The sequence below is a fragment of the Myxococcus sp. MISCRS1 genome, from assembly GCF_026626605.1.
GTDB classification, from domain to species: domain Bacteria; phylum Myxococcota; class Myxococcia; order Myxococcales; family Myxococcaceae; genus Myxococcus; species Myxococcus fulvus.
In genome coordinates, this window is sequence record NZ_JAPNKB010000001.1 from 7,936,233 (window position 1) to 7,948,870 (window position 12,638).

At 71.2% G+C, this 12,638-nt stretch carries 12 protein-coding genes; 4 read left to right on the forward strand and 8 right to left on the reverse strand.

Annotated features, from left to right (window positions below; all coding sequences use genetic code 11):
• Nucleotides 1-70: 70 nt before the first annotated feature.
• Nucleotides 71-1,267, reverse strand: coding sequence for a macrolide family glycosyltransferase (locus tag OWM54_RS31765; protein ID WP_267699895.1), 1,197 nt, complete (start codon nt 1,265-1,267; stop codon nt 71-73).
• A 118-nt stretch (nt 1,268-1,385) separates the two neighbouring features.
• Between OWM54_RS31765 and OWM54_RS31770 the strand changes: the two genes are divergently transcribed.
• Nucleotides 1,386-1,997: a TetR/AcrR family transcriptional regulator gene (locus tag OWM54_RS31770; protein WP_223748258.1), complete on the forward strand. Its 612-nt coding sequence runs from the start codon at nt 1,386-1,388 to the stop codon at nt 1,995-1,997.
• Nucleotides 1,998-2,010: 13 nt separating this feature from the next.
• Here the strand turns inward: OWM54_RS31770 and OWM54_RS31775 are convergent, their stop codons facing one another.
• Nucleotides 2,011-2,727, reverse strand: coding sequence for a hypothetical protein (locus tag OWM54_RS31775; protein WP_267699897.1), 717 nt, complete (start codon nt 2,725-2,727; stop codon nt 2,011-2,013).
• Nucleotides 2,728-2,997: 270 nt separating this feature from the next.
• Here OWM54_RS31775 and OWM54_RS31780 point away from each other — a divergent pair, with 270 nt between their 5' ends.
• On the forward strand, nt 2,998-3,726 hold the full coding sequence (locus OWM54_RS31780) for an HAD family hydrolase (RefSeq protein ID WP_267699898.1): 729 nt from the start codon (nt 2,998-3,000) through the stop codon (nt 3,724-3,726).
• A gap of 146 nt (nt 3,727-3,872) precedes the next feature.
• Complete coding sequence (locus OWM54_RS31785; protein ID WP_267699899.1) at nt 3,873-4,349, forward strand: hypothetical protein; 477 nt, start codon at nt 3,873-3,875, stop codon at nt 4,347-4,349.
• A 58-nt stretch (nt 4,350-4,407) separates the two neighbouring features.
• Here the strand turns inward: OWM54_RS31785 and OWM54_RS31790 are convergent, their stop codons facing one another.
• The 6 genes from OWM54_RS31790 to OWM54_RS31815 all read right to left on the reverse strand — a co-directional run bounded on the left by OWM54_RS31790 (nt 4,408) and on the right by OWM54_RS31815 (nt 11,427).
• Complete coding sequence (locus OWM54_RS31790) at nt 4,408-6,252, reverse strand: ArnT family glycosyltransferase (protein ID WP_267699900.1); 1,845 nt, start codon at nt 6,250-6,252, stop codon at nt 4,408-4,410.
• Nucleotides 6,249-7,199 carry a hypothetical protein gene (locus OWM54_RS31795; RefSeq protein WP_267699901.1) on the reverse strand — a complete coding sequence of 317 codons (951 nt, stop codon included), beginning with the start codon at nt 7,197-7,199 and terminating at the stop codon, nt 6,249-6,251. The genes OWM54_RS31790 and OWM54_RS31795 overlap by 4 nt, the downstream gene beginning before the upstream one ends.
• A complete protein-coding gene (locus tag OWM54_RS31800; protein ID WP_046715518.1) occupies nt 7,186-7,698 on the reverse strand; it encodes a hypothetical protein in 513 nt (170 codons plus the stop codon). Before OWM54_RS31800 ends, OWM54_RS31795 begins: the two co-directional genes overlap by 14 nt.
• A gap of 59 nt (nt 7,699-7,757) precedes the next feature.
• On the reverse strand, nt 7,758-8,726 hold the full coding sequence (locus OWM54_RS31805; RefSeq protein WP_223748264.1) for a CarD family transcriptional regulator: 969 nt from the start codon (nt 8,724-8,726) through the stop codon (nt 7,758-7,760).
• Between the two features lie 73 nt (nt 8,727-8,799).
• Entirely contained in the window at nt 8,800-9,012 is a 213-nt protein-coding gene (locus OWM54_RS31810) for a hypothetical protein (RefSeq protein WP_046715516.1), read from the reverse strand.
• 87 nt (nt 9,013-9,099) lie between these two features.
• On the reverse strand, nt 9,100-11,427 hold the full coding sequence (locus OWM54_RS31815; protein WP_267699903.1) for a serine/threonine-protein kinase: 2,328 nt from the start codon (nt 11,425-11,427) through the stop codon (nt 9,100-9,102).
• Between the two features lie 175 nt (nt 11,428-11,602).
• Between OWM54_RS31815 and OWM54_RS31820 the strand changes: the two genes are divergently transcribed.
• Complete coding sequence (locus tag OWM54_RS31820) at nt 11,603-12,547, forward strand: phosphatase domain-containing protein (RefSeq protein WP_223781829.1); 945 nt, start codon at nt 11,603-11,605, stop codon at nt 12,545-12,547.
• Nucleotides 12,548-12,638: the final 91 nt, after the last annotated feature.

Sequence of the window (12,638 nt, forward strand, 5' to 3'; positions counted from 1 at the left end):
ACAAGTCTGCCACGACTCGTCGTCGCGCGTGTCGGGAGTCACGGCGACGGCCGGTGGAGCACGTCGCGCCTCACCCACCGAGCGCCTGCTCGATGAGGTCCGCGGCGCGCTTCGCCCCTCCCTCGTCGCGAAGCTCGCGCTGAATCGCGGCGGCCCGCTCGGCGAAGCGGGGCTCCGTGGTGAGTCGCTGGAACGCCTCGCGCAGCGCCGCCGCGGTGGCCTGCTCCGTGTCCAGCCGCAAGCCGACGCCCAGCTCGACGATGCGGTCCGCGTTGGCGAACTGGTCGGTGGCCTGGGGCACGGCCAGCATCGGCTTGCCGCACCACAGCCCCTCCTGCGTGCTGCCCATGCCCGCGTGGGTGAAGAAGACATCCGACTGCTTCAACACCGAGAGCTGCGGCAACCACGCGTGCACCTCGAAGTGGGCGGGGACCTCCCCCAGCTCCGAGCGCTGGACATGTCGACCGATGTTCAGCACCACGTGCCAGTCGGGCAAATCTCCGAACGCCGCCAGGCACTGGCGATAGAACGCGGGCTGGTTCGTGAACGTGGACCCCAGCGAGATGAGCAGCACCTTCTTCGCGTGCGCGGGCCTGCTCCACGTCCCCTGGTGGGCGCGCTGCTCGTCCAGACACGGTCCCACGAAGGTGAACCGCCGCGTGTCCACGCGGTCCGCGTTCGGCTGCATCGCGCGCGGGATGAGCACGAGCGAGCGCGGCGGCAGACCGACGAACAGCGTGGAGTCCGTCTCCGCCACGCCGCAGTCCCTCAGCCACTCGGAGAAGCGACGGTAGTAGTCCGCGCCACCCGGGGCCGCGCGCAGCGCCTCCATCATCGGCGCCATCTCCTCGGTGTAGCCCTCCCACGCGACGAACGTGGGGGAGAGCTGGAGGGCGGGCTTCCCCCAGTTCTCCGCGAGGATGCGCGCCGTGTAGCCCGCGATGTCGTAGAGGAACAGGTCCGGCCGGTCCTGCTCCCAGGCCGCGCGCAGCCTGGGCAGCTGCTCCTGCGCGTCCTTCAGGAACACCTCCAGCTGACCAATCGTGTCCTCCGGCCACTGCCGGTCCGCGACGCCTTCTCGCGGCAGCGTCGACGGATAGGGCACCAGCTTCGCGCCCGTCTGTTCGATGGGCTCCGCGAAGGAGGCGTCGTTGGCGTAGCTCACGCGATGGCCCCGGGCCACCAGCTCTCGCAAGACCTCCAGGCTCGGGTTCACATGGCCGTGCGCGGGGATGCTGACCATCGCGATATGGGCGCGTCGCTTCATGGAAGGGCTCCTGGATTGAGACGAGACGGTCCGTCTCGCTTGGCCACCATGAGGCCCGGGGTGCTTGTTGTCAAGACGAGACGTTGCGTATCGCCACCGCCCCGCTAGCGTGTGCCCCATGAGTGAGGCGAAGACTCCGGACACGGGGCGGCGCAGTGAGCGCTCGCACCAGGCCATCCTGAAGGCGGTGGTGGAGCTGGTGGGGGAGCAGGGCTACACGCGGCTGACCATCGAGGCCATCGCCGCGCGGGCGGGGGTGGGCAAGCAGACCATCTATCGCTGGTGGCCGACCAAGGGCGCGCTGGTGCTGGACGCCTTCGCCGCGCTCATTGGGGACGTCGCGCCGCTGCCGGACACGGGCGACGTGGTGGCGGACCTGAAGGGCGTGATTCGGGCCACCGTCGCCGAGCTGGGCTCACCGCGCTTCGAGGTGCCCTCGCGCGCGCTCACCGCGGAGTCGCAGATGGACCCGACGCTGGCGAAGCAGTTCGTGGACACGCTGCTGCGGCCGAACCTGGAGGTCACCAAGGAGCGGCTGCGCGCGGCGCAGAAGGCGGGGCAGGTGGCTCGGGACGTGGACCTGGACGTCGCCGTGGAGCTGTTCTTCGGCCCGCTGTTCCACCGTTGGCTCTTGCGCACCGCGCCGCTCTCCGAGTCCTACGCGGACACGGTGGTGGACTACGCCCTGGCCGCGCTGCGCCCCCGGAAGTCGCCGGGGGGCAGGGGCTGACAGAAGGCGCGGCTCACATGCCCGGGCACTGGCCGGGCTTCATCTCGTTCGCCGTCTGGTGGACCTCGCTGCTGAGCTGCTGCTGCTGGGACGGGTCCATCGCCGTGTAGACGATGACCACGCCATCCGGCGTGTCCTGGACGCTCGCGCTGGAGGGCATCGTCGGCGCGCCCGCCATGCCGGCGCCTCCCGTGCCGCTGTCATCGCGGCCGTACTGCTCCTCGGTGTCGCTGTCGCCCAGGTCCTCGCGCTGCACCTCGTCCAGGACGGAGGTCTCCTGCGCGCGCTGGGTGCTGGCGGCCTGCTCGTGCAGCATGCGGCGGCTGCGCTGCTGCAGCTCCGCCACCTGCGTGGGCTCCGGCGTGCTGAGGACCAGCGCCACGCCCTCGGGCACGTCCTCGGCCCGGGCCACCGCGCCGGGGACGGCCATGGGGCAGTTGGCCTCGGAGACGCCCTTGTGGTGTTTGCCATGGTGCTTGCCGTGGGCGTCGTCGGGCGGCGGCGCGCCCTGCGCCATCGAAGGTGGCGGCTGGGGTGGGGCCGGAGGCTGCGTGCTGGCCTGGGGCTCGGCGCCCTGGGACTGCGAGCCCCGCTTGGAACAGCCGACCGAGAAACACAGCGCCGCGGACACGGCGAGAATCGACGGAAGCCTGAACAGCTGCATGTGGATGTCCCCCTCCGGGCGAAAGCCCGACTCGCGGAAGGTGGACAGGGGGGCGGAGGCCGCCAACGTCGTCCCCACCGCGCCCGGGTCGCCCGCCCCGCCCTGGAGACGGGGGTTCCATCCTCGAGGGGACGCAGCATCGTGCCGGGCGACACCTGGGAGGCCTCAGGTGATGACTCGCGGACGCGAGGACCGTGTTCGACGGGGCTGCTCGTCGGATGCGCAACACGCCGCGCTTCGAGCCGACATCCAGGGGAGGGTGTCGTCCGTCCTGGTTCGTCGTGGAGACAGGGATTCCGACAGGGAGCCCTGCCCGACAGGAAGGAAGGATTGTGTATGAGAAGACTCGCGGTGCTCGACCTGGATGGGACGCTCACTCCGGACACGCTCGGGGGATTGCTGGTGCGCGAGCTGACGGCGCGCGGTGTCTGTGATGGGACGGTCGTGCGCGAATTCCTGGCGGCGGTCGAACGCCATGACGTGGGCGGACAGGACTTCTTCGACGCCGTCGCGGATGTCTACCGGGGCTGGGAGCGGCTCTTCGCGGGTGTGGCGGTCCCCAGCGTCGAGCGCGCCGCGGAGGATGTCTGGGCCCAGGCGCGAGGTCGCCTGTTCGGGTTCGTCCGGCCGCTGCTCCGGATGCTCGAGGCCGAGGGGTTCCTGGTGGCTCTGGTCTCCGGAGGGCCTATCGAGATGGTCCATCTGGTCGCGGAGGACCTGGGCATCGACGTGTACCGGGGCGCGCAGATGGCCATCCAACGCAATCGCTATACGGGACAGGTGCTCCAGGGGCCTGGCCGCAGCGGGGGCAAGCCGGGCATCCTCCAGGAGCTGGCGTCGCTCCACCGCGCCTCGCTGGAGCGCTCCCTCGCGATGGGCAACTCCCTCTCCGACGGGGAGATCCTCGCGCTGGTGGGCTTCCCCCTGGCGTTCGAGCCCTCACCGGAGCTGGCCGACCTGGCGGTGACTCGCGGGTGGAGCCAGGTCGACCGGCACGATGTGCTGCATGTGCTCCCGGTGCTCCTCGCGGGGGAGCAGGGTGGGGAAGGTGTGCCCAGTGCGTGAGGGGTGTTCCCGGGTTGCTTTTGCATCCGGGTTGGATGTTTGTGCTGGAGGTGAGGAGGCGCTTCGGGCGTGGGTGTGAGGGTTTGCGGTCGTCCTTGGTCCAATGGTTAGGATGGACTGTTTCCCTTCACCCCGAGGAGCGTCGAATGAAGCGATGGACTCGTGTCTGGATGGCCGTGGTGTCGTTCGTGGCGTTGTCGGCCTGTGGTGGTGTGGATGCGCAGGCTCCGCTGGAGCAGGAGCTGGGGGAGCAGGAGGCCCGCATCGATGTCTGTGGTAACGGCCTGTGTTTCCGGCTGGAGCCGCAGTCCTGTCCCGAGGACTGTCCGTACAGTGGCTACTGCGGCGACGGCATCTGCCAATCGTCCTACGAGTCCAGCGCCTGGTGCTCGGATTGCTCGGCGGGCCCGGGGTGTCTGGCGCCGGAGGCCGCGCGGCCAAGTGAGCCGGAGGGGCTCATCGATGTCTGTGGTAACGGCCTGTGCTTCCGGCTGGAGCCGCAGTCCTGTCCCGAGGACTGTCCGTACAGTGGCTACTGCGGCGACGGCGTCTGCCAATCGTCCTACGAGTCCAGCGCCTGGTGCTCGGATTGCTCGGCGGGCCCGGGGTGTCTGACTCCGTAGCGCCCGCGTCACCCGTGAGCGAGGGCCCCGTGGGTCATCACGGGGGCCTCGTCGCGGCTCAGCGAGGCTCGGGCCGCACGTAGACGATGACCTGCGGCGTCTCGTCCAGGTACAGCCCCGTCGCCGGCGTGCGCGTGTTGAACGCCTGCCACGTCTGGAACTCGTACTCGCGGAACTCCTGGTGGTACTGGTACGCGACGATGTCCGCCTCGAAGGGGCTGCCCACCGCGCGCAGGTCCGGCCGGAGCATCCCGTTGCGCTGGTAGTCGCGGAACGAGCCGCCGTGCACCTCATGCAGGAACAGCCGCGCGTTCGGCTTCGCGTGCTCGTTGATCCACGGCAGCACGCCAGTGACGTGGCTGGACCAGAACTGCCGCTGCATCCCCAGCGTCGCCGCGCCGGGCAGCCCTCCGGCCAGCTCCGAGTACGCCGCCGTCCCGTAGGGGAACACGCGCGCCGAGTACACCAGCGCGGGCGCCAGCAGCACCGCGAACACGGGCGCGAACACGGCGAGCGCGGGCACCGAGGGCTTCTTCTCGCGCAGCCGCTCCAGGAGCGCCGTCGAGCCACGCGACACCGCCTGTCCCGCGAGCAGGCCCAGGAACACCATGGACGGGAACCAGTGCTTCACTCCGCCGAAGTGCGGCACCTGGGGGTGGCTGATGATGAGGATGGACGTCACCGCGTTCACTCCCACCAGCGCCTCCACCATCGTCACCGGCCGCACCCACGCGCGCGTGCGCTCCATCTGCCCCAGCACCCCGCGGCCCGCGAGCGCGAGGAAGCCCGTCACCATGGGCGCGAAGAGGCTGGTGGGCACCGTGAGCGCCGTCTTCACCAGCACGTACGCGAGCGGGAACGGCGGCTCGCGCAAGAGCGTGCCCAGGTAGAACCAAGCGTAGTGGTTGTGCTTCGCGTGGAAGGCCAGGTACCACGCGGTGCGGTCCACCGGGTGGTGCCAGAGGTAGGGCCAGTGCAGGTAGAAGATGATGGGGCCGAGCACCGCCATCGCCGCGATGGGGACGAGCGCCCGCGTCACCTGCGCGTTCACCTTCTCCACGCCCTTGAGCAGCCACGTGCCGCCGACGGCCAGCCCCATGAACAAGAGTGTGTGGGGGCTGAGCAGGAAGAACTTCCGCTGGAAGCCCTCGCCGCCGCCCAGCGACAGGATGAGCAGCCCGTAGAGCACCGCCACCGAGGCGAACAGGCCGACGAAGCGCAGCAGCCACCCGCGCGCCTGGGGCTCCGCCTCGCTCGCCTCCCACGCGCGCCACAGCGCGAAGGGCGTCAGCACGAAGGGGAGGAACAGCGCGTTGTGCTTGGCCGTCAGCGCCAGGCCGAAGGCCACGCCGCACGCCACGCCCCAGCGCACGTCCTCCAGCGCGCGCCAGAAGCAGTACACGACCAGCAGCCACAGCGCCGCCACCGGCACGTCGAAGCACGCCAGCTCCGCGTTGAAGTACTGGCGCGGCACCAGCATGAACGCGAGCGCGGCGAACAGGCCCGCGGCGCGGCCGTACAGCGCGCTGCCGAACAGGAAGCTCAGCGCGGGCACCAGCGCCGCCAGCGCGAACGCCGGCAGCCGGAACGCGGCGGCCGAGCGCATCCACCCCAGCGTGTCGTGGAAGAGCAGGTGGCTCAGCCCGAACAGCGTCTTCATCAGGACGGGGTGCTCGTGGTTGTAGTCCCACGCGCGGACGATGGCCGCGTCCGTCAGCGCCCGCGTCGGCGACTGGAACAGCTGGCGGAACCAGCCCGCGTACCCCTCCGCCGCGGCGAAGTAGACGCTCTCGTCGCGCGTGAAGCCCACGTGGCCTTCGGTCCACCACAGCGCCACGAAGGCCAGGGCCCACAGCGCCCACGCCCAGCGCTTCTCCTCGCGGGTCGCCGGCCTGCCCGTCATCCCTTCACTCCCACCGCCGGCTCCACCGCCAGCACGTCCAGACACACCTGCCGCCGGTCCGGATTGCGCGAGCGGACCCACACCTTCACCGTGCGCGGCGCGCCCGGGGGAAGTCGCACCTCGGCCTTCTTCACGCCCTCCTGGCCCGGCGCGATCGCCACGTCCAGCAGTCGCGCGCCGCTCGCCGCGTCGTCCACGCCCAGCAGCGCCGTCGTCAGCTGCGCGTCCTTGGGGAAGGCGTACTCGAAGATGATGCCGCCCTCGAGCCTGAGACTCACGTCGCCGGGCACGCCGTCGAACTCCGCCACCAGCTTCTGGTCTCCGGGCGGGGCGGGCATCCACAGGCAGTGGCGCGGCTCGTACAGGACCTCGTGCCACTCGGCGGCCACGTAGATATTGCCCTGGCCGGGGCAGCGGTGCGCCGAGCCGCTGAACGGGCACGCCTGCCGCGCGCCGTCGTCCGACTCCAGGTACACGCGCGCGCGGGAGACGACGTCAGAGGCGGTGAAGCGGCGCGGCCGGTGGCGCCCGTTCTCGTAGAGCGTCAGCGTCAGCGAGCCCTCGCGCTCGGGCTCACCCACGGCGCGGCGCTCCGGCAGGAAGTTCTTCAGGAAGGCCGCCTCGTCCGAGCGCGGCAGCTCCGGCTGTCCCAGCACCCAGACGCGCGGGTGCGCGGACAGGTCGTCGGTGTCCGAGCCCAGGTAGCCGTAGACGGGCAGGCCCGGAGGCACGAACAGGCGCGCGCGCTCCGTCCACCAGGGGAACAGCAGCACCGCGTCACCGGGGCGGGCCTGCGACTGGAGCCGCCGGGCCACCGCGCGATAGCCCTCCTCGGTGGGGAGCTTGCCCGGCAGCCGCAGGTGGAAGAGCAGGCACAGGAGCGCGACGAGCAGCAGGCCCCCCAGCTCCAGGAGGGGCAGCGCGCGTGGGAGGCTAGGACTTCGCAAGACGAATCTTCTGCTCGCTCTTTTCCCGGCAGAAGGTGCAGAAGATGGGCTCACCCTGGGAGAACGACGGCGTCCAGGGCGGGTACATCGAGCACCGCGGGTCCAGGCAGTGGTGCAGCTCCCACAGGTGGCCGAGCTGGTGCAGCGCCTGCCGCGCCACGGGCTTGAAGCCCGTCTCCAGGTCCTTGTGCGGCTGCAGCGAGATGATGGAGCGGTCCTTGCCCTGGCGCGCGAAGCCCGGGGTGGGGGCCACGCCGCTGGGCAGCTCGCGCTCCTTGAGCTTGCGCGTGGTGAGCAGCAGCACCTTGTCGTCCTGATAGGCGCGGATGCCCTTCACCTGGTCCAGCAGCTTCTCGGCGTCCAGCGGCTCGCCCAACCCCGGGGGGATTTCGGCGCTGCCGGAGTGCTCGCTGCCAACGCCGAACGCCGTGTAGAGCGTGCGGTTGAGCTTGGCGAGCTGCTTGTCGTCGAAGGGGTCCAACGTCACGACGCGAATCACGGGGAATCACCTCGGCACGAAGAGGGCCCGCGTCAGGGCCCCCTGGATGGTGTTGGCGGTCAGTCCTCGCTGTCGGCGGGCTTGGCCTTGGGCGGACGGCCGCGCTTCTTGGGCGCGGCGGGCGCCGCTCCCTCCACTTCGGGCGGCTTCGGCTTGGGAGGACGGCCGCGCTTCTTGGGCGCGGCGGGCTCGGCGCCCTCGGGGGGCGCCTCCGGCTTCGGCTTGGGAGGACGGCCGCGCTTCTTGGGCGCGGCGGGCTCGGCGCCCTCGGCCTCCGCGGGCTTGGCCTTGGGAGGACGGCCGCGCTTCTTGGGCGCGGAGGACTCCTCATCGCCCTTCTCCTCGGACGACTCCTCGCCCTCCTCCTCGGAGGCGCTCTCCTCGTCGGACTCGGACTGCGGCTCCTCGTCGGAGGGCAGGTCCAGGTCTCCGTCGAGCCCCAGCAGGTCTCCGTCGAGCCCCAGGTCGTCCTCGTCGCCCTTCGCGAACTCGGCGGCGGTGCGCTTGGGGCGCTCGCGGCCGGGCGGGAAGAGGACCAGGTCGATGGCGTCCTCCGCGTTGACCTCGGCGGTGCCGAGCGCGGTGGCGACCTCCGACACCAACAGGTGCCGGGCGTTGTCGTACAGCTCACGCTCCTTGGTCGGCAGGGGGCGCAGCTCGCTCAGGACCTGGAGGTCCTTGACCACCTCGGCGAGCCCCAGGATTCCGCCCTGGGTCATGCGCTCCTGGTTGGTGCGTGCGCGCTGCTTCCAGTCCAGGTCGGCCTTGTCGCCGTCGGAGCGCAGGAACGCGAAGAGGTTCTTCACGTCGTCGGGGCTGGCGACCCGGCGCACACCGATGGCCACGACCTTTTGCTGGGGCACCATCAGGAGGGCGTTGTCCTCCTCGCGGCGCATCGTGACGAAGATGAGCTTCTGTCCCGCCACTTCCTTGGTGTCGATGGCGGTGACGCGGCAGACACCCTGATTCGGGTAGACGACCCGGTCGCCGACCGCGAGCTGGTTGAGTGACGCGGACCCTTCAGGCATGTCCCCCTCGCGGGCAGGTAGACGTCAAACGGAGGCCCGGGCTTAGCACCGAGTCGCGCTCGACGCCACGAGATTACCGGTGAACCGACGCCGTGCGTTCGCCCGTCCGCTGAGCCTCCAAAAGGATGCCCAGCAGCTCCTTCTGCCGCGCGTCCAGCGCCGCCTCCACCTGCGCCTGCGTCGGCTCCGCCTCGCTGCTCCCGGGACGCGCGTCCACGCGGCCCGACAGCCCCACCGTCCCGAGCACCACCGCTCCCACCACGGCCACTGCCACCAGCTTCAACATGTTGAGCCCTCCTTGTCGCTCAGGGTAGGGGGAGCGACTGGAGGATCAACTTTTCGGCGACAGGCCGCTGCACGGCTGTAGCAGGGCTCACTGCGCCGTGCGGCCGTGGCGGTGCTCGGCGGGGGCCGTCTGGCCGCCGGTGGGGTGGACCACGGGGATGACCTCCAGGAGGAGGGTGCCGGTGTTGTCGGCCAGGTTGTCGTCCGGGAAGGCGAGCTGGAGCCACGACGCCCCCCTGAGCCGGGTGGGCTGCCCCACCTCCAGGAGCGCCAGGCCGCTGGGCGAGCCCTCGGGACCGGGGCCGGTGCCCACCAGGCCGAGCACCCGGCCCACCGGGCCTCCGCCCAGGCCGCGGGTCCGGGCGGGCTCGGCGGTGTAGCGCAGCACCACGTCGTACGTGGTGCCCGGGTCCAGCGCGCGGAGCACGAAGCGGTCCGCGCGCGACAGCTTCACCGCGTGCTGGCGCGAGTCCAGGCGGAAGGGCGCGAGGCTCGCTCCCCCCAGCTCGCGGATGCGCACCTGGAGCCCGCCCCGGTTGTCGTCCCGGCGGGCATCGAGCGCGAAGACGTGGAGCACGGACGCGTGGCGCACCAGCTGCTCGTCGGGGCCGAGCACGCCGAAGGAGTCGTGCGCGGGCAGGTTCGCGTCGCCCTCCAGGAAGTAGCCGGCGTGCTCGACGGACATGGGGCCGCCCAGCGACATGCGCCCCTCGGTGTGCACCAGGTACGTGCGGGCCGGGTCCAGTTGCACGCGCGCGGCGTTGGTGACGGGGACGCGGAAGGCGTGGCTCACCGCGGACAGGCGGATGCCGCCCGGGGCCCAGTCCATCTCCGGTACGGGGGGCGCGTGGTGCGCGCGGGCCGACGTGGCGGACGCGGCCGGAGTGTTCATGCGAGGACGAAGCCGCGCGTGCACGGCCAGGGTGGTGCCCCGCTCGGCGCGGACCACCTGGCTCCACGGCACCATGCCGGGGATGTGGACCTCCAGCAGGTGCTCGGCGTCCGCGGGCAGGTGGGTGAGGAGCGCGGGCGTGAGCGTGTCCAGCGGGCGGCCATCCACGCGGATGTTGGCGCCCGGCGGCGACGAGCTGAGCTCCACGGAGAAGGTGCCGTTGCGCCCCAGCATCATCACCACCAGCGCCACGCCCATGGCCGCGAGCACCGGCGTCCCCAGCGCCATGGCGTTCGGCACGCGAGGGCGGAGCGGCACTGGCGCGTCGGTGGTCGGCGCGGGCTCGGGAGAAGGGGCCTCCGCGGTGGGTGCGTCGGAGGACGGGCCGGGGACGGCGGGGATGGGCTGGGTGGTGCGCTCGCGGCGGCCCTCGGGCGGGCGGGGCGCGGCGGGCGTCTCCAGCGGCGTTTCGAGGGGCGCGGACGGCAGCTCCCGGAGGGTGCGGCGCTCGGCGAGCGGGCGCGTCCAGCGGGCCATCTGCCCCAGGAACTCGCGCGGCAGCAGCACCGGGCGGCCGTCCGCGACCAGCTCGGTCTCGAACAGGTAGCCCATGAAATGGGCCAGCGCGCTGGTGGAGACGTCGGGCGTGGCGGTGTGCAGGTAGCGGGTGAGGACCTCCGCGAAGGCCTCGGCGGTGGGGTAGCGCTGCTCGCGCTCCACCGCGAGCGCGGTGAGGAGGATGCGCTCCAGGGCCGGCGGGATGTCCGGCTCCAGCTCGCGCGGCCGGGGGAAGTCGCCCACCGCGATTTTTCGCATCACGTCGGTGACCGAGCCCTCGAAGGGCAGTCGCCCGCACAGCGTCTCGTACAGCAGGGTGCCCGCGGCGAAGATGTCCGCGCGCGCGTCCAGCTCCCGGCCCCGGGCCTGCTCCGGCGCGAAGTAGGCGTACTTGCCCTTGGCGTCGCCCGCGTCGGACTCGTAGCCGCCCGCCATCCGCGCGCGGGCGATGCCGAAGTCCACCAGCTTCACCTGGCCCTCGAAGCTGAGCAGCACGTTCTGCGGGCTGACGTCGCGGTGGATGATGTGCAGCGGCCGGCCCCGGTCATCCAGGCGCGTGTGCGCGTATGCCAGCCCCTTGAGCACCTCCACCGTCACCAGCAGGGCGAGCGGCTGCGGGAGCGTGTACAGTCCCTTCTCACGCGCCCGGCGCAGCACGCGCGACAGCGGATGCCCGTCCACCCACTCCATGGCGATGAAGTACTGGCCGTCGACCTCGCCGAAGTCGAAGACCTGCGCGATGTTGCCGTGGCTCAGCCCCGCCGCGATGCGCGCCTCGTTGACGAACATGGAGACGAAGGCGCTCTGGTCCGCGTAGCCGGGGAGGATCTTCTTGATGACCACCGGCTTGGTGACACCCGCCACCGCCGTCATCCGGGCGCGGTAGATCTCCGCCATGCCGCCCGTCGCGATGCGCTCGAGCAACGTGTACTTGCCGAAATCGCGCCCTTCGGACGGGTGCTCCACGTGTCTTCCGGCTCCTCTGGGCGCACCGGGCCGATGTGCTACCCCACCACGACGCCCTTCGATGACCGCGTGAAGCTATCATCAAGGTCTCCGTAAACATTAACACGGGAAAATTCCGTTGAACACGCTTGCTCGATGGTTTGTCCTGCTTGGATTTCTCTGCGCGCCCCGCGTCATGGCGGCGCCCGCGGTGTTGCTGACGCCGGTGTTGGGGCAGCCGGAGCGGGTGATGTTGCAGGGGCGGGTGCTGAAGGAAGCGCCCGGTGACGGCAGCTCGGCGTTGACGCGCAACGTGCGTCGCCTGGCGGCTCGCAACTGGGAGGGCGCGAAGGTGTCGGTGCGCTTCCAGGGGGTGACGGCGACCCTCACCAGCGGGCATGACGGTGGGTTCGAGGTGAACCTCCTGCCGCCCGAGGGCAAGGCCTTCGAGGTGGGGGCGTTCGAGGCGGAGGCGTGGGTGGAGGGCGCCACCACGTCGGCGCGGGTGGAGGTGGTGCCGGCGGCGACGCCGCTGCTCGTCGTCTCCGACTTCGACGACACGGTGGTGGTGACGCAGGTGACGAAGCCGACGAAGCTGGTGCAGACGGCGCTGCTCAAGGACGCGGACGAACTGGAGGTGGTGCCGGGCATGTCGGCGCTCTACGGGTGCCTGCGGGGCGGCGTGCCCTCGGCGTTCGCGCTGGTGAGCGGCTCGCCCGTCCAGTACCTGCCGCGCGTGAAGTCGTTCCTGACGCGGCACGGCTTCCCGGCGGGGTTCGGCGTGTACCTGCGGGACCTGGGGCCCGGCTCGCTGTCCGACTACAAGCAGCCCATCATCCGACGGTTGCTCACGCAGTTCCCGCAGCCGGTGGTGCTGGTGGGGGACTCGGGTGAGAAGGACCCGGAGGTCTACGCGCAGATTCGCGAGGAGTTCCCCGGACGCGTGAAGGCCATCTACATCCGTGACGCGGGGCGCACGAAGGACCCCCAGCGCTTCACGGACATGGTGCTCTTCCAGGACGCGCGCCAGGCGGCGGAGCACGCGGTGGGCCTGGGGCTCGCCGACGCGGCCTGTGTCGCGAGCACGCTGCCGAAGCCCGCGCAGGCGCCGCCCGCGACGGCCAGCCCGTCACCCCCGTGACGTCTTGCGTTGAGGTCATGACGCGCGGCTGGATTCATGACGCACCGGGATGTCGCATGCGAGTGTTTCAAGGCGGGGAGGTGGGCCGGTC